Annotated in this window: 17 protein-coding genes; 11 read left to right on the top strand and 6 right to left on the bottom strand. The window is 70.2% G+C overall.

The genetic code is table 11. The annotated features are described in order from the left end of the window. The first annotated feature begins 108 nt into the window (after positions 1-108). The 6 genes from ACYVOO_RS19710 (at position 109) to ACYVOO_RS19685 (ending at position 7,315) form a co-directional block, all read left to right on the top strand. Positions 109-924, top strand: coding sequence for a cyclase family protein (locus ACYVOO_RS19710; protein ID WP_461016959.1), 816 nt, complete (start codon positions 109-111; stop codon positions 922-924). Next, entirely contained in the window at positions 921-2,570 is a 1,650-nt protein-coding gene (locus ACYVOO_RS19705) for a thiamine pyrophosphate-binding protein (protein ID WP_461016958.1), read from the top strand. The genes ACYVOO_RS19710 and ACYVOO_RS19705 overlap by 4 nt, the downstream gene beginning before the upstream one ends. An 87-nt stretch (positions 2,571-2,657) precedes the next feature. Next, positions 2,658-3,815: a thiolase family protein gene (locus ACYVOO_RS19700; protein WP_461016957.1), complete on the top strand. Its 1,158-nt coding sequence runs from the start codon at positions 2,658-2,660 to the stop codon at positions 3,813-3,815. Beyond that, positions 3,812-4,123: a zinc ribbon domain-containing protein gene (locus ACYVOO_RS19695; protein WP_461016956.1), complete on the top strand. Its 312-nt coding sequence runs from the start codon at positions 3,812-3,814 to the stop codon at positions 4,121-4,123. Before ACYVOO_RS19700 ends, ACYVOO_RS19695 begins: the two co-directional genes overlap by 4 nt. Next, on the top strand, positions 4,120-5,742 hold the full coding sequence (locus ACYVOO_RS19690; RefSeq protein ID WP_461016955.1) for an ATP-dependent acyl-CoA ligase: 1,623 nt from the start codon (positions 4,120-4,122) through the stop codon (positions 5,740-5,742). Before ACYVOO_RS19695 ends, ACYVOO_RS19690 begins: the two co-directional genes overlap by 4 nt. 232 nt (positions 5,743-5,974) lie before the next feature. After that, positions 5,975-7,315: an MFS transporter gene (locus ACYVOO_RS19685; RefSeq protein WP_461016954.1), complete on the top strand. Its 1,341-nt coding sequence runs from the start codon at positions 5,975-5,977 to the stop codon at positions 7,313-7,315. A gap of 49 nt (positions 7,316-7,364) precedes the next feature. On the opposite strand, the gene ACYVOO_RS19680 is transcribed toward ACYVOO_RS19685, so the two are convergent. The 6 genes from ACYVOO_RS19680 to ACYVOO_RS19655 form a co-directional block, all read right to left on the bottom strand. Continuing rightward, on the bottom strand, positions 7,365-8,306 hold the full coding sequence (locus tag ACYVOO_RS19680) for a LysR substrate-binding domain-containing protein (RefSeq protein ID WP_461016953.1): 942 nt from the start codon (positions 8,304-8,306) through the stop codon (positions 7,365-7,367). Between the two features lie 165 nt (positions 8,307-8,471). Continuing rightward, entirely contained in the window at positions 8,472-9,467 is a 996-nt protein-coding gene (locus tag ACYVOO_RS19675) for an amidohydrolase family protein (protein WP_461016952.1), read from the bottom strand. A 4-nt stretch (positions 9,468-9,471) separates the two neighbouring features. Beyond that, complete coding sequence (locus ACYVOO_RS19670; RefSeq protein ID WP_461016951.1) at positions 9,472-9,999, bottom strand: 3-hydroxyanthranilate 3,4-dioxygenase; 528 nt, start codon at positions 9,997-9,999, stop codon at positions 9,472-9,474. Continuing rightward, positions 9,996-10,436, bottom strand: coding sequence for a RidA family protein (locus ACYVOO_RS19665; protein WP_461016950.1), 441 nt, complete (start codon positions 10,434-10,436; stop codon positions 9,996-9,998). Before ACYVOO_RS19665 ends, ACYVOO_RS19670 begins: the two co-directional genes overlap by 4 nt. After that, positions 10,433-11,257 (bottom strand): 2-keto-4-pentenoate hydratase, encoded by an 825-nt coding sequence (locus ACYVOO_RS19660; protein WP_461016949.1) that lies wholly within the window; start codon positions 11,255-11,257, stop codon positions 10,433-10,435. Before ACYVOO_RS19660 ends, ACYVOO_RS19665 begins: the two co-directional genes overlap by 4 nt. After that, entirely contained in the window at positions 11,254-12,732 is a 1,479-nt protein-coding gene (locus ACYVOO_RS19655; RefSeq protein ID WP_461016948.1) for a 2-hydroxymuconic semialdehyde dehydrogenase, read from the bottom strand. The genes ACYVOO_RS19660 and ACYVOO_RS19655 overlap by 4 nt, the downstream gene beginning before the upstream one ends. Before the next feature lie 269 nt (positions 12,733-13,001). On the opposite strand from ACYVOO_RS19655, the gene ACYVOO_RS19650 reads away from it, so the two are divergent. From ACYVOO_RS19650 to ACYVOO_RS19630, 5 genes are all read left to right on the top strand, one after another. Next, positions 13,002-13,880, top strand: a complete 879-nt coding sequence (locus ACYVOO_RS19650; protein WP_461016947.1) for an alpha/beta hydrolase — start codon at positions 13,002-13,004, stop codon at positions 13,878-13,880. Between the two features lie 62 nt (positions 13,881-13,942). Then, entirely contained in the window at positions 13,943-15,229 is a 1,287-nt protein-coding gene (locus ACYVOO_RS19645) for an MFS transporter (RefSeq protein ID WP_461016946.1), read from the top strand. After that, positions 15,226-16,212, top strand: coding sequence for an MBL fold metallo-hydrolase (locus ACYVOO_RS19640; protein ID WP_461016945.1), 987 nt, complete (start codon positions 15,226-15,228; stop codon positions 16,210-16,212). Before ACYVOO_RS19645 ends, ACYVOO_RS19640 begins: the two co-directional genes overlap by 4 nt. 30 nt (positions 16,213-16,242) lie before the next feature. Next, positions 16,243-16,983, top strand: a complete 741-nt coding sequence (locus ACYVOO_RS19635; RefSeq protein ID WP_461016944.1) for an IclR family transcriptional regulator — start codon at positions 16,243-16,245, stop codon at positions 16,981-16,983. Between the two features lie 202 nt (positions 16,984-17,185). Then, on the top strand, positions 17,186-19,279 hold the full coding sequence (locus tag ACYVOO_RS19630) for a hydantoinase/oxoprolinase family protein (RefSeq protein ID WP_461016943.1): 2,094 nt from the start codon (positions 17,186-17,188) through the stop codon (positions 19,277-19,279). Position 19,280 lies beyond the last annotated feature (1 nt).

Here is a 19,280-nt window from a genome sequence, read left to right as displayed (position 1 = left end):
CGCGCCATCTCTCCGTAGCATGATGTTGGTCTTCGGTATAGCCATACATGCATAGCGCCGACGGGAGAAGCATTAGTCAGGACCCGGCCCCTGCCAAATGATGGGGCCATGTCTTCGACACTCCCCGCAGAGAGCGTACTGAGCAGCCTGACCTCTGCTCTGGCCTCCGGTGATGTCCGGGTGGTCGACCTGACCGCCCTCCTGTCGCCGTCGACGCCCGTGCTCGACCTTCCGCCGGACATGGCGCCGATCCCCCACTTCGAGCTGGAGGAGCTCGCGCGGTACGACGAGCGAGGGCGCACGTCCTACCAGAACGGCATTCACACCGGTGAGCACGTGGGCACCCACTTCGACGCACCGTGCCACTGGGTCACCGGCGCCGACAAGGAGGACGTCGCCCAGGTACCGGCCCGGCGCCTGACGGCTCCCGCTGTCGTGATCGACAAGGCCGCCGAGTGCGCGGCCGACCCGGACTTCCTGCTGACGCCTGACCATGTCGAGGAGTGGCAGCAGGACAACGGCCCGCTACCGGACGGCGGCTGGCTGCTCTATCGGACCGGCTGGGGCGCGCGCTCGCACGACCAGCGGCTGTTCCTCAACGCCGACGACAGCGGGCCGCACACGCCGGGTATCACGGCCGAGTGCGCCCGCTGGCTGGCTCACGAGTCACCGATCGTCGGACTCGGCGTGGAGACGGTCGGGACCGACGCCGGGCAGGCGTTCGCCTTCACCCCGCAATTCCCCGCGCACCACTACCTGTTGGGCGCGGGCAAGTACGGAGTCACCCAGTTGCAGAACCTCGACCGGCTACCTGTCACCGGCGCCGTCCTGATCGTCGCTCCGCTCCGCATCGCCGGAGGGTCCGGCAGTCCGGCGCGGGTGCTGGCCCTCGTAGAGAACACAGAGAACGGAGCAGGCCAGTGACCGTGCTCGTCCACGAGGCCATCGGCAAGCAGCTCACCGATCTCGGTGTCCGTATGGCCTTCGGCGTCGTCGGCAGTGGCAACTTCCACTTCACCGACGCGATGGTGCGCGGCGGCGCCCGGTTCGTCGCCGCACGCCACGAGGGCGGCGCGGCCACCATGGCGGACGCGTACGCCCGTATGTCCGACGAGGTCGCCGTGCTCTCCCTGCACCAGGGCTGCGGTTACACGAACGCCCTCACCGGGATCACCGAGGCCGCGAAGAGCCGGACGCCTCTGCTGGTGCTCACCGCCGAGGCCGCCGATCCCACCTCGAACTTCGCGCTCGACCAGGCGGCCATCGCGACCGGCATCGGAGCGGTCGCCCTGCGCGTCCGGTCTCCCCGCACCGCCCTCGATGATGTGGCGCGGGCCTTCGCGATCTGCCGCCATCAGCGGCGCACGGTCGTCCTCAACGTTCCGATCGACGTTCAGGACGCGCACCTGGACGCGGAGGGGCCCGCCCGGGAGTACCGCCCGGTCGCCGAACCGCGGCCCGACGACAGTGAGATCGCCGCGTTCGCCGAGCTGCTGGCACGCGCCGAGCGGCCGGTCTTCATCGTCGGACGTGGTGGCCGCTCCCCGGGGTCCGCGGAGGCCGTCCGCGAACTGGCCGTCGAGGCGGGCGCCCTGCTCGCCACATCGGCCGTCTCCCGCGGGATGTTCAACGGCGACCCCTGGAACATCGATGTCTCCGGCGGCTTCTCCTCGCCGCTGACTGCCGAACTCGTCGCGGGTGCGGACCTGTTGGTGGGCTTCGGCTGCGCCCTGAACATGTGGACCATGCGGCACGGCCGGCTCATCGCGCCGGACGCGGCCGTCGTCCAGGTCGACATCGAACCGGGGGCGATCGGCGTACACCGTGACGTGGACCTCGGGCTGTGGGGCGGTGTCGCGGGGACGGCCCGGGCCACGGCCGCGTGGCTGCGGGCCAACCCGCCCGGCGCGCGTACGGGTTACCGCACTCCGGACGTGGCCGAGCGGCTCCGGTCCGGCCTGCGCTGGAACCAGATCGGGTTCGAGGACAGGTCGGCGGACGGGCGGGTCGACCCGCGCGGTCTGACCGTCGCGCTCAACGACATTCTGCCCACCGAGCGGATCGTATCGGTGGACTCGGGCAACTTCCTCGGCTACCCGAGCATGTACCTCGACGTGCCCGACGAGTACGGGTTCTGTTTCACCCAGGCGTTCCAGTCCGTCGGCCTGGGCCTGGCGACCGCGATCGGTGCCGCGCTGGCGCAGCCCCACCGGCTCCCCGTGGCCGGCTGCGGCGACGGCGGCTTCCTGATGGGACTGTCCGAACTGGAGACCGCCGTACGCCTTGGCCTGCCCATGCTGATCGTCGTTTACAACGACGCCATGTACGGCGCCGAGGTGCACCACTTCGGGCCCGGCGCCAGCGGCCTCGACACGGTGGCCTTCCCCGACACGGACATCGCGGCGCTCGCGCGGGGACACGGGTGCGAGGCGCTGACCATCCGCAGGCCCGAGGACACGTACGCCGTGAAGGAGTGGCTGTCGGCCGGCCCCGTCCGCCCCCTGGTGCTGGACGCCAAGATCGCCTCGGACGGGGGTTCCTGGTGGTTGCAGGAGGCATTCGGGCACTGAGGCCCCGGCTGGGGCACAGGCATCCCTGGGCCGCCGGATCGAGCGTGAATCCCCCGGCCCCGTCACGAAACGGAACAGCACACCTTGATGAGAAAGACGACAAGCGACGTCTCCGTCATGGGCGCCGGTGAGTCGCCCTACACTCGGCATCCGGCATCCGGCACGACCACGGAACAGGTACTCGCCGACGCCGTACGTCGCGCACTGTCCGATGCGAACCTCCAGACCGCCGATGTCGACGGCTTCGGTGTCTCCAGCTTCACCCTTGATCCTGACCACGCCATCGACCTGGCCTGGCGGCTCGGGCTGCGGCTGCGCTGGCTGACGCAGGACACCAACGGCGGGGCGAGCGCGGGCACGATGCTGCAACACGCCGTGCGGGCCGTGGAGTCCGGTGACGCCTCGGTGGTGGTGCTCGTGGCCGGCGATCTGATGGACCGGGAAGTCCACCTCAAGATGGTGGCCGAGTACAACCGGGCGACCGCCGACCATTTGGTTCCGCTGGACATGCTCGGCCCGAACGCTCTGTTCGCCTTGCTGACTCAGCGTCAGATGGCGGCCGAGGGGCTCACACGTAGCGACTACGGGCGACTCGCGGTGGCACAACGCTCCTGGGCCGCCCTCAACCCCGGGGCCGTGTACCGCGAGCCGCTGACGCTCGACGACTACCTCAACGCCCCGATGGTCGCCGAACCCCTCGGCCGGTACGACTGCGTGCCGCCGGTCACGGGCGCCGATGCCGTGGTGGTCGCGGCCGACGAACGGGCCACGGGCACCCGGCGGGCCAGGGTGCTCACCGTGTCGGCCCGTTACAACAGCGACGACCAGGCGGGCGACGGCCTGTCCACCGGCCTGGCCGACTGCGCGTCCGAGCTGTGGGACACCGCAGGGCACGGTCCCGCCGACATCGACGTGGTCAGCGTGTACGACGACTACCCGGCCATGGCGCTCGCCCAGCTCAAGGATCTCGGTCTGGTCGCCGGCGGTGAGATGCCGGCGTTCATCGCCGAGCGCGTCGCCACCCGCGAACTCGCCGTCAACACCTCCGGTGGACAGCTCTCGGCAGGACAGGCGGGTTCCGCGGGAGGCATGCACGGACTCGTGGAGACCGTCAGGCAGCTGCGCGGCCAGGCCGGGCAGCGGCAGGTCGACAACGCCAGGATCGGCCTGGTCAGCGGGTACGGGATGGTGCTCTACCGCTACGGCGCGTGTGCCAACGCCGCCCTTCTGGAGGCCGCCGTATGAGTGTGACCGTGCAGAGCTGCCAGAAGTGCGGCGGCCAGTGGTTCCCCGCCCGGTTGATGTGCCCCCGCTGCGGGGGCACCGAACTGGCGCCCCGAAGCGTCGAGCGCGGTGTGGTCGAGCAGCTGACCCACCTCGGCGACGTCGTCATCGCGTCGGTGGCCTGCGACCCCGAACCGCTGCTCGTGGCCAGGTTGTACGGGCCGGCCGAGACCGGTGACGTCGTGGAACTCACCGATCGCCCCGACCTGTCCGGCCGTCCCGTCGCCTTCGTACCGCCGGGCGACCGGCCCCGAAAGGAGCTGTCATGAGCAACCTCGCCGATACCGCCGACGTCCCCGGCCTCACCCGGGCGAGCATCCCCGCGCTGCTGCGATGGCGCGCCGAAGTCACCCCGGACAGCATCCTGCTGCGCTGCGGGAACACGCGAAGGACCGCAGCCCAGATGCTCGAACGGGTCGCCGTCGCGGGGGGCCTGTTGCGCCGGCACGGGGTGGAGCGGGGCGACCGGGTGGCGCTGATGGCGTCCAACCGGGTCGAGTTGCTGGACCTCATTCTGGGCTGCGCGTGGATCGGTGCCGTCGCCGTGCCGATCAACACCGCCGCACGCGGTGAGCAGCTCCAGCACATCCTGACCAACTCGCAGGCGGAGCTGCTGGTCGTGGAACCCTCTTTCCTCGCGCAGGTGGAGGCGCTGCCGAGCACCGCCGCGCTGCGCCAGATCTGGCTGCTGGACGAGCACGAGGTGGCCACGGTGCTGCCGGTCCCCGTCGACCTGCTCCCGGACGACGGCCGGGCCGTGGAGCCCGTGGCGGTCGGCCCCGGCCATCCCGCGGTGATCCTCTACACCTCGGGCACCACCGGGGTCTCCAAGGGAGTCGTCTGCCCGCACGCCCAGTTCTACTGGTGGGGCCGCAACGTCGCGGCCCAACTCGGCATCACCGCGTCCGACGTTCTGCACACCTGCCTGCCGCTGTTCCACACGAACGCGCTCAACGCCTTCAGCCAGGCGCTGGTCAGCGGCGCGCAGTACGTCATCGGTCCGCGCTTCTCGGCCTCCCGCTTCTGGTCGGACGTGACCGCCAGCGGGGCGACCCGCACCTACCTGCTGGGCGCCATGATCAGCATCCTGGCGGGCCGGCCGCCCGCAGAGCACGACCGGGCGCACCGGGTGACCGCGGCCCTGGCACCGGCCACCCCCGCCGGGCTGCTCCGGGAGTTCGAGGAGCGGTTCGGTGTCGTCCTCATCGACGGCTACGGCTCGACCGAGACCAACGCGGTGATCTCCGCGAGCCGCACCGAACAGCGGCCGGGATACGTCGGCCGTCTCCAGGAGGGGTTCTCCGCCCGGATCGTCGACGAGAACGGATTCGACGTCCCCCCGGGCACCCCGGGCGAACTGCTGCTGCGCAGCGAGCAGCCCTTCGCCTTCGCCTCCGGCTACCACCGCATGCACGAGGCCACCGTCGCCGCGTGGCAGGACCTGTGGTTCCACACCGGTGACCGGATGGTGATCGAGGCGGACGGGTGGATCAGGTTCGTCGACCGCATCAAGGACGTGATCCGGCGGCGCGGCGAGAACATCTCCTCCGTCGAGGTCGAGAGCGTCCTCGCGCAGCACCCCGGCGTGCGTGACGTCGCGGTGTACGCCGTGGACTCCGAACTCGGCGAGGACGAGGTGATGGCCGCCGTGGTCCCGGCCGAGGGGAAGGAGCTGGACTTCACCGAGCTGCTGTCCTTCTGCGAGCCCCGGCTCGCGTACTACGCGATTCCCCGCTTCGTGGCGCTGTGCCCGGAACTGCCGCTGACCGAGAACGGCAAGGTCCGCAAGGCCGTGCTGCGGGAGTGGGGAGCCGCCCGCGCCGACTGGGACCGCGAGGCCGCCGGTGCCGGATCGCGGCGCGACCAGCCCCACACGGCCCGCTCCTAGGGAGCTTGGCCATGACCGAGCACCGCGACTTCGCCGGTGGCCGGTCCCCCGACGACCGCTTGGCCGAAGCGGCGGCCATTACCGGACAAGGCCCGGCCGTCAGCGGCGGCCACTGAACCACCTCCCCTCGGGCGGATCCCGCCCCGGCGCATCCCCCTTTCCCGGCCATCGGGACGTCACCGCGTGATCCTCGACGTCCCGATGGCCACCGTCCTCCTTGAGAGGTAACGCGATGAGCCCCACCACCCCGCACAAACCGGCAGCCGGACCGCCGTCGATCCGCAAGGTCGCGATCGCCAGCCTGACCGGCACCGCACTCGAGTGGTACGACTTCTTCCTCTACGGCACCGCCTCGGCGCTGGTGCTCGGCACCCTCTTCTTCCCCGAGGCCAGCTCCCTCGCCGGCACCCTGGCCTCCTTCGGCACCTTCGCTGTCGGCTTCGCGGCCCGCCCCCTCGGCGGCATGATCTTCGGTCACTTCGGAGACCGGCTGGGCCGCAAACCGATGCTCGTGATCACCCTGCTCGTCATGGGGCTCACCACCTTCCTCATCGGCGCCCTGCCCACCTACGCACAGATCGGCGTGTGGGCTCCGGTCCTGCTCACCCTGCTGCGGGTCCTTCAAGGCATCGCGGTCGGCGGCGAGTGGGGCGGCAGCGTCCTCATGATCAGTGAGCACGCCCCCGCGGGACGACGCGGCTTCTACTCGGCCTGGAGCCAGGTCGGCATCAACCTCGGTTTCATCACCTCCGCCGGAGTCTTCGCCGCGGTCCAGGCCCTGTCCGACGAGGCGTTCCTGTCCTGGGGCTGGCGCCTGCCCTTCCTCCTCGGAGCCGTCCCCGCGCTGGCCGGTCTCGTCATCCGGCTGAAGATCGAGGAGACACCGGAGTTCCAGAGCGTCCAGCACAAGGGTGAGAGGCAGCGACTGCCGGTCCTGCACGCCCTGAAGACCCAGCCGCGCTCCATCCTGATCACCGCCGGCGCCCGGATGGCGGAGAACGGCGCGTCGTACATCTTCCTCGTCTTCTCCCTCGCCTACGGCAAGCACATCGGGGTCGACAACGGCCTGCTGCTGACCGGGATCATCGTCGCGAACCTCGTGGAAGCCGTCTCGATGGTGGGATTCGGCGCCCTCTCCGACCGCATCGGCCGCCGCCCCGTCTACATGGCGGGAGCGGCCACCCTCATCGTCTTCGCGTTCCCCTTCTTCTGGCTCGTGGACACCGGCATCCCCGCGCTCGTCTGGCTCGCCTTCGTCATCGCCATCGGCATCGGCCACGGGGCCATGATCGGAACCCAGCCGAGCTTCTTCACCGAGCTGTTCGGCAAGAGCTCGCGCTACAGCGCCATGTCGCTGGGCCACGAGCTCGCCTCGGTGTTCGCGGGCGGCCTCTCGCCACTCATCGCGACCGCTCTCCTGGCGGCCACCGACTCCTCCTGGCCCGTCTCCCTGTACCTCGTCCTCCTCGGCTGTATCACGCTCGTCTCGGTCTACTTCGCCCGCGAGACGGTACAGCGCGACACCGCGCCCACGCCTGACCAGCGGCCGCAGCCCGTCGGAACACACGAGTAGCGCTCCGCGACCGCATACGAGCCCCACGGGCCCTTCGCGCGGTCGGCGCTCAGCCGGGTTGAGCCGTCCGTGGGTGCATGGAGTGTGCGATGGCGATGAGCGACTGCGTCATGGCCTCCGAGGCCGGGCTCAGACGGCGTCCGGCCGCGCGGGTGATCCCCACCCGGGTACCGACGAGGTCGAGCGTGACCGGCAGCGCGGTGAGCCGAGGGTCGCTCGCGCCGATGAGTTCCGGCAGCGCGGCCACCATGTCGGTCTCCACGAGGAGCTGGCGGACGGTGAGGAACGCGGTCGCCTCGACGAGGTTGGGGGGCAGGGAGCAGTCGTTGCGGTGGAAGAACTCCTCGAGTTCCGTACGCAGCGCCGTCTCCACCCCCGGCAGCACCCACGGGTAGGCGATCAGCTCGTCGAGCGGGATCCGGGTGCGTGCCGCGAGCGGGTGCTCACTGCGAGCGATCACACGGATGGTCTCCGCGTGCAGCGTCTGCTGGATCGTCCCCTCCGGGGGAACCGGCGCCAGACGGCCGACGATGAAGTCGGCCTTGCCCGCTGCGAGGTCTTCGAGCAGCGCCTCCGGCATCGCTTCGCGCACCACGATCCGCAGCGCTGGGCGGTCCTGCTTGAGATGAGCGATGGCCCGAGGCAGCAGGAGATTGGAGCCCGCGAGATGGGTGCCGATGACCACGTGGCCGCGAGTGGCGTCGGCTATCTCCGCGAGATGCCGGCTCGCCTGGTTCATCTCGGCCAGCGCCGAGCGCGCGTACTGGGTGAAAGCGTCTCCGAACTCGGTGGGCTCGATCCCTCGCGGGCCGCGTTCGTAGAGGGTGACGCCGAGGATGCGTTCGAGGTCCTGGAGGCTGCGGGTGACCACGGGCTGGGTGACGTGGAGCGCGGCCGCGGCGCCGACCACGCTGCCCTGGGCGGAGAGCGCCTCGACGAGCAGGAGATGGCGGAATTTCAGCCGACCGTCCAGCATCCGCGGTATTTCCATGCTGTGAACGGTAGACCGCCTTCCGCGTAGCGGCATAGCCGAACGGCTGTGAGAATCATCGTGGGCATACCTGCTGGCGGAGCCCGGTCCGCAGGCCCGGTGACGGGCTCGTTCGAGGGCACGTCACCGGGCTGGGCTTTCACCTTCGGATGGCCGGTTCGCGGGTCAGTGGCCGACGGGCACGCGCCCGACCCAGCGCAGCGCGTTGCCGCCGGCGATCGCCTCGCGCTCCGCGGCGCTGAGGAAGTCGGCTTTCCGGAGCACCTGGCCGACGGGCCGTTCGCCCAGCGGGTAGGGGTAGTCGCTGCCCAGCATCACATGGTCCGCACCGAGGGTGTCGACCAGCGTACGCAGAGCCACGGGGTCGAAGACGACGCTGTCCACGCTGAACCGGCCGAGGTAGGCCGAGGGCGGTAGCCGCGAGGTGGCGATGAGGTCCGGGCGGCGGTGCCAGGCGTTCTCCAGGCGCCCCAGCCAGAACGCGAACGAGCCGCCACCGTGCGCGAAACAGATCTTCAGCTCGTCCGAGACGCGGTCGAACACGCCGCCGAGGATCATGGCGAGCAGGGAGAGGTGGGTCTCGGCGGGCATCCCGGTCAGCCACTGCGCCATCCAGCGGCCGAGGCGCGGGGAGGAGGGCATGTCCCAGGGGTGCACGAAGACCGGCGCGCCGCGCGAGGCCGCGTGCTGGAGGAAGGTGACGACACCCTCCGCGTCGAGGTCCTGGTCGCCGACGTGGTTGCCGATCTCCACCCCGACATGCCCGGCGTCCAGGCAGCGGTCGAGTTCGCGGCAGGCCGCGTCGGGGTCCTGTAGCGGCACCTGGGCGAACGGAATGAACCGCTCCCTGTCGGGTGCGCAGATCTCCAGGGCGAGATCGTTGAAGATCCGGCAGACCTTGACCGCCTCGGCACCGCTCAGGTCGTACCCGAAGAACAGCGGTGTGGGAGACACCACCTGAGCGTGCACCCCGTCGGCCGCCATATCGGTGAGCCGGGCCGACACGTCCCAGCAGTTGGATTCGATGGGCCGGAACTCGGTCTCCCCCACCATGATCATCGCCTGGCGTTCGGACTCCACCCGCAGCCAGGGCCGTCCGGGGCCGAGGTCCGGCCAGGCGGCGGGGACGTAGTGGGTGTGGATGTCGATGACAGCGGACACCGGATCAGCCCTTTCCGGGGTGCAGCGTGCCGCAGTTGCCGCACGTGCGCTGTTCGACGGAGGCGTGGAAGGCGTCGAAGACCGGCGGCAGGTCGGCGACGATGTCCCGCACCTGAAGTTCCACCGAGTGCACCTTCGTGCCGCACTCCAGGCAGAACCAGCCGAACTGTTCCGTCGTCCCCTCGGCGCGTACGCGCTCCACCACGATGCCGATGGAGCCTTCCTCCGGACGTTGCGGGGAGTGCCAGGTGTTGCCGGGCAGCAGCCACATGTCGCCTTCGCGGATGTCCACGCGCTGCGGACCGTCATCGGTGATCACGTTGACATGCATGTTGCCCTTGACCTGGTAGAAGTACTCCTCGTACGGGTCGAAGTGGAAGTCGTACCGCTGGTTGGGGCCGCCGACGATCTGCACGATGAAGTCACCGCTGGTGTCCCACATCGCCTTGTTGTTGACCGGGGGCTTCAGCAGGTGCTCGTGCTCGGCGAGCCACTGCGGGAAGTTGAATACCGGAGGCAGTGACGATGTCATGAGTTCTCCTCGGCGGTACGGGCGGACCGGCGCACGGCGACGGCCTGGATCTCGATGAGCAGATGCGGGTGGGGAAGCTGGTGGACCGCGACGGTGGTGCGCGCGGGTCCTGAGGCGTCGAAGTGCTCGGCCCATACGCGGTTGTAGCCGCCGAAGTCGTTCATGCTGACCAGATAGGTGGTGACCTGGGCCAGGTCGTCGAGGGTGCAGTCCACGGCGTCGAGGACGTCGCGGATGTTCTCGATCACGGCCCGGGTCTGTGTCTCGATGTCGAGGTCCGTCACCCCCAGCGCGTCGGCGCTGGCCCCGGCGAAGGTGTTGTCGGGGCGGCGGCTGCTGGTCCCGGAGACGAACACCAGGTCGCCGACGACCTTGACGTGCGGGAACCGGCCGCGGGGAGTGGCCTTCCCCGCGACCACGCGAGACTCGTCGCTCATCGCTGCTCCTCCATGGGTGTGCCGGTGGTGGTGACGCGGACGGAGCCGAGCCCCGGGACGGCCGCACTGACCGTGGCTCCGCCCGGGAGGGCGACCGCGGCGGTCGCCGCGCCGGCCAGCAGCACGGAACCGGCGGGCAGGACGACCCCCTGGGCCGCGGCCATGCGTACGATCGCCGGCAGGGCGAGGACCGGGTCACCGAGGATGTCGCTGGTGCTCCCGGTCGCCGCGACCGCGCCGTCGATCTCCAGCGTCACCGGCCGGTCGTCGAACCGGACCTCGGTGGAGGTGAGGTCGGCCGGCTGCCAGGCCCCGGTCACGAACCCGGCCGCCGAGGTGTTGTCGGCGACGACGTCGGTGAGCGAGAACTGGAAGTCCGTGTAGCGGCTGTCGATGATCTCCAGCCCGGGGGCGACCGCGTCGACGGCGGCCCGCAGTTCAGCCTCGGGATCGGACGAGGCACGCGCGTCGAACCGTGCGCCGAGGCGGAAGGCCACCTCCGGCTCGACGCGCGGGTGGATGAAGTCCTCCATGGCGACGCTGCCGCCGTCGGCGTACTCACCGCGCGCGTACAGCCGGCCGAAGATGACGTCGGAGACGCCCATCTGCAACGCCTTGGCCTTGCTGGTGAACCCCAGCTTCACACCGACGAGCCGGTCACCGCGGGCCGCCCGCAGCTCGGAGCCGAGCGCCTGCACACGGTAGGCGTCGTCCAGGGTGAGGGAGGCGGACCGGCTCAGCTGCGCGATCGCCTGCCTGGAGGTGACGGCCTCATCGAGAGCGGTGGCGTACCGGGAGAGAGGGGAGGTCGTTTTGGTCACAGTGCCACGCACACATTCGTCGTCTCGGTGTAGAAGTGCAGCGAGTGCTTTCCGCCCTCGCGTCCGATGCCGGAGCGGCCCGTCCCGCCGAAGGGGGCACGCAGATCGCGCAGATACCAGGTGTTGACCCAGGAGAGGCCGACGTCCATCGCCTGCGCCACTCGGTGGGCGCGGTTCAGATCACTGGTCCACACGGCGGCGGCCAGCCCGTAGTCGGTGTCGTTGGCCAGGCCGATCGCCTCTTCCTCGGTGTCGAAGGGGATCAGCGCGGCGACCGGGCCGAAGACCTCCTCGCGCACGGTGCGACAGGAGTTGTCCAGCCCCGTCCACACCGTCGGTTCGATCCAGGCGCCGCGGGCCAGGTCCGCGCCGAGATCGGGTATGCCGCCCCCGGCGAGGACCTCGGCCCCCTCCTGCACGGCGAGGTCGAGATACGACATCACCTTGGCCCGGTGCTTCTGGGAGATCAGCGGTCCTGTCGTCGTGCCGGGGGCGTGCGGGCGGCCCAGGCGCAGTCCCCGGGCCCGCTCGGCGATCCCGGCCGCCAGCTCGTCGAAGAGACCGCGCTGGACGTAGACCCGCTCGGTGCACAGGCAGACCTGGCCGGTGTTCAGGAACAGCGACCTGGTCAGCCCGTCGAGGGTCCGCTCCAACGGGGAGTCGTCGAAGACGACGGCCGCGTTCTTGCCGCCCAGTTCGAAGGAGACGGGCACCACGCGCGGCGCGACCTCCTTCATGATGGTCGCCCCCGTCGAGGACTCACCGGTGAAGGTGACCCCGTCGATCCCCGGGTGCCGGGTGAGGAACTCACCCGCCGAGTCCGGGCCGAAGCCGTGGACGACGTTGTAGACGCCGCTCGGCGCGCCCGCCTCGGCGATGACCTCCGCCAGCAGGGCCGCCGTCGACGGGGTCTCCTCGGACGGCTTGACCACCACGGCGTTGCCGCAGGCCAGGGCCGGTGCCACCTTCCACGTGAGCAGCAGCAGCGGAAGGTTCCAGGGCACGATGACGGCCACGACACCGAGCGGCTTGCGCACCGCGTAGTTGAGGGCCTGCCGCCCCTCGGCGCTGTCGGTCAGATACGAATCGAGGCCCGCGGAGGCGATCGTGTCGGCAAAGGACCGGAAGTTCGCCGCAGCGCGGGCCACGTCCAGTTCGCGGGCCTGTGCCACCGGTTTGCCGGTGTCCCGGATCTCGGCGTCCACGAACTCTTCGAAGCGCTCCTCGATCCCGTCGGCGATCCGCCTCATCAAGGCGGCTCTCTGCTGGTCCGTCGTGCGGCCCCAGCGGCCCTCGAACGCCCGGCGCGCGGCCCGTACGGCGGCATCCACCGTCTCCTGCCCGGCCTCGTGCACCACGGCGACACGGGACCCGTCGACCGGACTGAATTTGTCGAACGTGTCCGCGCCCTCGATGAATTTCCCATCGACGAAATTGCGGAGCTGAACGATCTCGGTTGGCGAATCGTCAGTCATGAGGGAACCGTACGAACGCCTTCCATGCCCGTCCAATGCCGATCCGGGCTTCTGGTATAGCCAAGCGGACATGGCGGTATCCGGTGATGCGGAAGGGCGGGCGCGGGTGCCGCGCGGAGCCCGAGCCCGGCGGGGCGCGCTCCCGGTATGACCGTGTGGCGATAGGTGCGGACGAAGTAGGCATTACCCGAGGTGCCGCGGGCCTGGCGAAGATACGGATCACTGCACACCCGGAGCCACCAGGGCGCCGGCGATGACGAGGAGGCGCAGTGGCCGGAAACCAAGTGGTCCGACCAGCGGACACCAGTGAGTTCTTCACCTGTCGGCGCCCGGAGGACTACCACCCCGACTGGCCGGGCTTCTACCGGCACGCCGCACACCGCCGCCAGGAGCTGCGCTCGCGGGTGCCCCACCAGGTCGACATCAAGTACGGCCCCGACGCCCACCAGCTTGTGAACGTCTACCACCCCGGACCGACCGCCGTCTCCACCGGCGCCGGATCCGGCGACCGCCCGGTCATCGTGTACTTCCACGGCGGCCGCTGGCGCGAGGGCCACCCGGCCTACTACGACCACCTCGCCGGCCCCTGGGTGAACGCCGGCGCGGTCTTCATGTCCTTCGGCTACCGGCTCGAACCGCGCCACACCATCGCCGACGCGGTCGCGGACGCGGCCCTGGCGGTGGAGTGGGCGCGCACGAACGCCGCTCGCTACGGTGGCGCCCCGGAACGCATCACCGTGGCCGGGCACTCCGCGGGCGGCCATCTCGCCGCGATGGTCACGCTGACCGACAGCTCCCCCGGTCCGGTGGCCGGTGCCGTGTGCATGAGCGCGCCCGCCGATCTGCGCGGCATGGTCGAAGACCCGGCGCAGGCCGTACGGCTCAGCCCCGCGCTGCGGGTGAGCCGCGGCCCCGAGCGGGTGGTGGTCTCCTTCGGGGATCCGGAGCCCAACCGGAAAGCGGACGACGACTTCCTGCTGACCCGCCAGGGCCGGCTGCTCGCCGAAGCGCTGACCGCCGCGGGCAGGCCGCCGGTGACCGTGGCGCTGACCGGGACCGACCACATCGGCACCGCCACCGCCTTCGCCGAACCGGATTCGGCGCTTTTCGACGCCGCACACCAGGTCGTTTTCGGAGGCTCCCGATGAGAGACGGCGAGCGTACGGCAACGGGGAGCGGGCGGGGAGGCGTCCTGGCGAGCTTTCGCGGGATGCGCTTCGACGTGGTGGGACTCGCCTTCCTCGCGGTACTGCTCGACGGTTTCGACTCCGCGTCGCTCTCCTTCGTGCTGCCCTCTCTGGCCGAGCAGTGGGGCGTCACCTCGGCAGGCTTCACCCCGGCGGTGGTGCTGACCAACATCGGCGTGGTGCTCGGCTACCTCGCTTCGGGCACGCTCGCGGTGCGGCTGGGCCTGCGGCGGATGCTGATCTCCGGGACCGTGCTGTTCGCCGCGGGCTCGCTGGTCACCGCCCTGGTGCTGCCCGCGCAGTCACTGACCGCGCTGAGCACGGTCCGGCTGATCACGGGCCTCGGGCTCGGCGTGGTCCTGCCCGGCGCCGTCTCCCTCGCTGCCGCACACCACCCCGACCGGCAACGGCAGTCGGTCTCCGTCACGGTCACTCTCGGGCTCGCCTTCGGCGGGACGGTCGCCGGTGTCTTCGGCAGCAGCCTGCTGGCGTCGCTCGGGGCCACCGGGGTGTTCTGGCTCGGCGGCGCGCTGCCGCTGCTGTTGGCCGTGCTGATGGTCCGTCGGCTGCCGGCCGCACCGGCGCCCGCATCCGAGCCCGTGGCAGCGGACAGCACGGCGTCCGCTCCCGGAGCCGACGACACCGCGTCCGTCGCGCGCGAGGCGCGGGTCGGCGCGCTGTTCGCCCCCGGACTGCGCGCCGGCACCCTGCTGCTGTGGACTTTCTCCTTCCTGGTCTTCATCGCCAGCTACACCCTCCAGTCCTGGGTGCCCACACTGCTGACCGAGTACGGTTTCTCCGCCTCGCGGGCCCCGATCGGCCTGGCCTTCCTGAGCTTCGGCGGGGTGGTCGGCGGTATCGTGCTCCTCTTCCTCGCCGCCCGTAAGGGGATCACGTTCGCCCTGATGGTGATGCCGGCGATCGGCGCCGTGTCGATGGTCGCCGCGGCCACCGTCGGGACCGGCCACACCGCGCTGCTGCTCGCGCTCGCCGGTTCCGGTGCGGGTGTCACGGCAGGCCAGATCGGTCAGCTCACCCTCGCGGTGGCGATGTACCCGCCGGGCACCAGGACCGCAGGAGTGGGCTGGGCCGCGGCACTGGGCCGGGTCGGGTCGATCGTGGGTCCCGCGGCGGCCGGTGTCCTGCTCGCGCTCTCGCTCCCCGGCGACGACATCGTGCTGCTGACCGCGATTCCGGTGCTGGTGGCGGCCGTGAGCGCGGCGGTGCTGTGGCGCAAGACCCACGCGAAGGACCGGACAGACAGGCGCGATGACGCGGAGCGGAAACGGCGGGAAGTGACAGCGCGATGAGTGGTTGGTTCGATCTCGGTGACGTCGCGGTGGTGCCGATCGTGGAGACACCACGGCTGCTCATCGATCCCGTGGAGTTCTTCCCCGGCTACCCGCTCGGGCCCTCCGGCTGGACCGCCGAGGAACCCTGGTACGACCCCGGGCGAGGACGGCTGGTCTACACCATGCAGGCATTCCTCGTCGTCACCTCGCACGAGCGGATCCTGGTCGACGCCTGCGTCGGCGACGGGAAGCAGCGGGCCAGACCGGAGTTCGACCGGCAGGACAGCGGATGGTGGAAGCGGTTCGCGGCCACCGGACTGGCCGCCGACGAAGTGTCCACGGTCGTCCTCAGCCATCTGCACGTGGACCACGTCGGCTGGGCGACGCGGTGGTCGGACGGCCACTGGCGACCGGCCTTCCCGAAGGCCCGGCACGTGCTGACCGCTCCGGAGTACGACTACTGGCGCTCGGATGCGGGGGCCGCGGCGATGACCAGGACCGGCGACTACCTGGCCGACAGCGTCGAACCGGTCGCCGAGGCGGGACTGCTGGACCTGACACCCCCGGACGCCGAGCTGGGCCCGCATGTGCGACTGTGCCCGGCACCAGGTCACACCCCGGGCAACACGGCCGTCCTGGTCACCGGCTCCCGGGCACGGCTGCTGCTCACCGGCGACATCCTCCACCACCCGCTCCAGATGATGGACCCGGACACCAGCACCCGCTACTGCGTCGACCCCGAACTCTCGGCTCGCACCCGCAGGCGGACACTGGAGTGGCTGGCCGACACCGTGACCGCGATGATGCCCGCGCACTTCGCCGCCCCTTCCGCCGGCCGCGTCGGGCGCCTCGGCTCCGGGTTCACCTTCACCCCTGCCACTGATCTCCATCGCCCGGGCCGGTACGTGGTGGCGGGCGGGCCCGGCGCCGTTGACGATGCGCCTGGAGCTGTGACGAGGAAGCGCCGTGAGGACAACGGCTGCCCAGGCCAGGCCGGGTAATCTGTCGATCATGCGGGTAAAGGCTGCGGCATGATCGACGGTCTCGAACGGGCTGTGCGGATACTGGACCTCTTCTCCTCCGACGCTCCCGAGTGGACAGTCAGCGACGTGTGCCGCGCGCTCGCCCTCCCCAAGACGACGACCTGGGACCACATGCAGTCCATGACCGCTCTCGGCCTGCTGCGGCGCACGGGGCGTGGCCGGTACCGGCTGGGCTGGCGTGCCTTCCAGCTGGGGCTGCGTGCACGGATGACCTCGGAGATCTCCGAGCCGGCCTGGTCGGAGATGCGTGACCTGGTCGCCGCCCACCAGGAGACGGTTCAGCTGGCGTCACGCCACCACGGCGAGGTCGTCTACCTGGAGAAGCTCGCACCGCACGCCGGAGTACGGGTCAACGCGACCCGGGTCGGCGAACGGCTCCCGGCGCACTGTACGGCGGCAGGCAAGGCGCTGCTGGCCTCTCTTTCACCCCGTGAGCTGCGAACCCTCTACGGCGAGGGCGGACCGCGGCCTCTCACGGACCGTTCCCTCACCACGCTCCCGGCGCTGGAGGCGGAGCTGGTCACGGTGCGTGAGCGCGGGTACGCCCTGGACGTCGAGGAAGCGGTCGAGGGCATGTGCTGCGTCGCGGCACCGGTCGGCAACGGGCACGGCGACGTCGCGTGGGCGCTGAGCATGAGCTTCCTCGAGTACCGGCTGTCCACACATGCGGAGACGTACGCCCGTGCCGTGGTCGAGGCGGCTCAGCGGCTCTCCGACCACGCGCTGTGACCTGACCCCGTTGTTCGGCTGAGCCGAACGACGCATTGTCGGTGCAATGTACGGCGGGCTACGGTTCTGGAAACACCGCGCCTTCCGGTAAATCTCGGAGCCGGTTCGCACTGGCCGCGCCATTCACGCGATTCGTTGTCGCGTCGATGCGCCGCACGTCCTCCAGCGCGTTCATTTGGTTCACAGCAATGGAGTTTCCTCGATGACGAACGCAAGCAATAAGGCGAGTCGGCGGATCGGAATCGACATCGGAGGTACTTTCACCGACCTCTTTGTTGTCGAAGGAAATGGTGAGTCCCGTATCTACAAGTCCCCGACCACCCCGCACGACCCGTCCGTCGGCCTGCTGAATGGACTGGCCAAAGCGGCCGACAGCTTCGGGGAGTCGCTGGAGGATTTCCTCGGCTCGGTGTCCACAATCGTGCACGGAACGACGATCGCCACCAACGCCGTGCTGACGCACCAGGGGGCGAAGACCGGCTTCGTCACGACGCGTGGCTTCCGCGACCTGCTGAACATGCGCCGCGGTATACGGGAGCGGCAGAACGATTCCAAGTACGCGCCGCCGCCCCCGCTCGTCCCCCGGGAGCTCATCGCGACGGTCCGTGAACGTATCGATGTGTCGGGAAACGAGGTCGTGGCGCTCAACGAGGACGACGTGCGTGCGGCGGCGCGTTACTTCCGCGAGCAGGGCGTCGAGGCGGTCGCCGTCTCCTATCTGTGGTCTTTCTTGGACCCCGCCCACGAACAGCGCACCGCGAAAATTCTGCGCGAGGAACTGCCCGGCGTATTCGTCACGATATCCAGCGACGTGGTGCCCCAGATCCGCGCCTATGAGCGGCACAGCACCACGGTGTTGAACGCGTTCGTCGGCCCAAAACTGCAAAACTACCTGGCGAACATCGAGCGGCAGTTGGCCGGCCGGAGCTTTTCCGGGACTCTGCTCATCGTGCAGTCGAACGGCGGGGTGATGTCGCCCGAGGTTGCCAGCGACTCGGCGGTCAACGCGCTCATGTCCGGCCCGGCGGCAGCGCCCGGGGCGGCCCTGCGGTACGCCCGTCGGCACGGTGCCGAGGACGTCATCGCGGTCGACATGGGAGGCACGAGCTTCGACGTCGCGCTGGTGCGTGACGGTGAGTCGCTGCTCACCGGCGACAGCGAGATCGCCGGGTACCGGGTCGCCCTGCCCATGCTGGACATCCACACGGTGGGCGCGGGCGGCGGTTCGCTGGTGTGGGTGGACTCCGGCGGCATCCTCCGGGTCGGCCCGCAGAGCGCCACCGCCAACCCGGGTCCCGCCTGCTACGGCCGTGGCGGCGAGAACCCCACGACCACCGACGCCGACCTCCTCATGGGGTATCTGAACCCGGACATGTTCGGGGACGGCGCCTTCACTCTGGACGTCGAAGCGGCGCGGACGGCCGTCGAGGAGAAGGTCGCGAAGCCGCTGGGCCTCTCCGTCACGGAAGCGGTCGAAGGCATCTACCGCGTGGTGAACGCGACCATGGCCGAGGCCGTCAGCGCGGTGTCGGTCAAGCGCGGTGTCGACCCCCGCGAGTTCACCGTGGTGGTCGCGGGCGGCGCCGGCCCGATCCACGCCGTGCCGATCGCGCAGGAACTCGGCATCAACCGCATCATCGTGCCGCGCGAGTCATCGGTGTTCTGCGCCGTCGGCACCCTACTGACCGATCTCAAGCACCTGTACGCACGTACCTTCGTCTCGGACCTGGACACCCTGGACCTGGACCGGGTCGGCGAGCTGTACCGGGAGATGCGGGAAGAGGCCGTCGAGACGCTCCGCTCCGAGAACGTGGCGGACGACGCGATCGACCTGGTCTTCAGCGCGGACGTGCGCTACATCGGTCAGTTCACCGAGATCGAGGTGCCTCTGGCGTTCGACGGTGAGCTCACCCAGGAGTCGCTCAAGCAGCTGGCCAGCGACTTCGAGGCGAAGCACGAGGCACTCAACGGGTACGCCATGCCCGGTGAGCCCACCGAGCTCATCAATGTGCGCCTCACCTCGCTGGGGCGCACCGCCAAGCCTGCCCTCGCCGACGAGCCCTCGGCCGGCGAGGACCCGGGTACGGCCCGCAAGGGCGCCCGTGAGGCGATCTTCTCCGGCCGGACCGTCCGCACCGACGTCTACGACGGCCTCGCCCTGCGCCGTGACAATCGCGTCGTCGGCCCCGCGATCATCGAGCAGCCCACCACCACCGTCGTCCTCGTCGAGGGCTACGTCATGACGGTGGACGCGCAGGGCAACTACGTCATCGAACCGGCGAACCGGCCGGCCTGAA

The organism is Streptomyces daliensis (genome assembly GCF_054782395.1).
The sequence above is the reverse complement of the archived record's forward strand: the minus strand, read 5'-3'. Positions and strand labels throughout refer to the sequence as shown.

What these genes read in the sequence shown, in the direction of transcription:
- ACYVOO_RS19710 (WP_461016959.1), top strand. Translation starts at nt 109, where the DNA reads ATGTCTTCGACACTCCCCGCAGAGAGCGTACTGAGCAGCCTGACCTCT.
- ACYVOO_RS19700 (WP_461016957.1), top strand. Translation starts at nt 2,658, where the DNA reads ATGAGAAAGACGACAAGCGACGTCTCCGTCATGGGCGCCGGTGAGTCG.
- ACYVOO_RS19695 (WP_461016956.1), top strand. Translation starts at nt 3,812, where the DNA reads ATGAGTGTGACCGTGCAGAGCTGCCAGAAGTGCGGCGGCCAGTGGTTC.
- ACYVOO_RS19690 (WP_461016955.1), top strand. Translation starts at nt 4,120, where the DNA reads ATGAGCAACCTCGCCGATACCGCCGACGTCCCCGGCCTCACCCGGGCG.
- ACYVOO_RS19685 (WP_461016954.1), top strand. Translation starts at nt 5,975, where the DNA reads ATGAGCCCCACCACCCCGCACAAACCGGCAGCCGGACCGCCGTCGATC.
- ACYVOO_RS19680 (WP_461016953.1), bottom strand. Translation starts at nt 8,306, where the DNA reads ATGGAAATACCGCGGATGCTGGACGGTCGGCTGAAATTCCGCCATCTC.
- ACYVOO_RS19670 (WP_461016951.1), bottom strand. Translation starts at nt 9,999, where the DNA reads ATGACATCGTCACTGCCTCCGGTATTCAACTTCCCGCAGTGGCTCGCC.
- ACYVOO_RS19665 (WP_461016950.1), bottom strand. Translation starts at nt 10,436, where the DNA reads ATGAGCGACGAGTCTCGCGTGGTCGCGGGGAAGGCCACTCCCCGCGGC.
- ACYVOO_RS19655 (WP_461016948.1), bottom strand. Translation starts at nt 12,732, where the DNA reads ATGACTGACGATTCGCCAACCGAGATCGTTCAGCTCCGCAATTTCGTC.
- ACYVOO_RS19645 (WP_461016946.1), top strand. Translation starts at nt 13,943, where the DNA reads ATGCGCTTCGACGTGGTGGGACTCGCCTTCCTCGCGGTACTGCTCGAC.
- ACYVOO_RS19640 (WP_461016945.1), top strand. Translation starts at nt 15,226, where the DNA reads ATGAGTGGTTGGTTCGATCTCGGTGACGTCGCGGTGGTGCCGATCGTG.
- ACYVOO_RS19635 (WP_461016944.1), top strand. Translation starts at nt 16,243, where the DNA reads ATGATCGACGGTCTCGAACGGGCTGTGCGGATACTGGACCTCTTCTCC.
- ACYVOO_RS19630 (WP_461016943.1), top strand. Translation starts at nt 17,186, where the DNA reads ATGACGAACGCAAGCAATAAGGCGAGTCGGCGGATCGGAATCGACATC.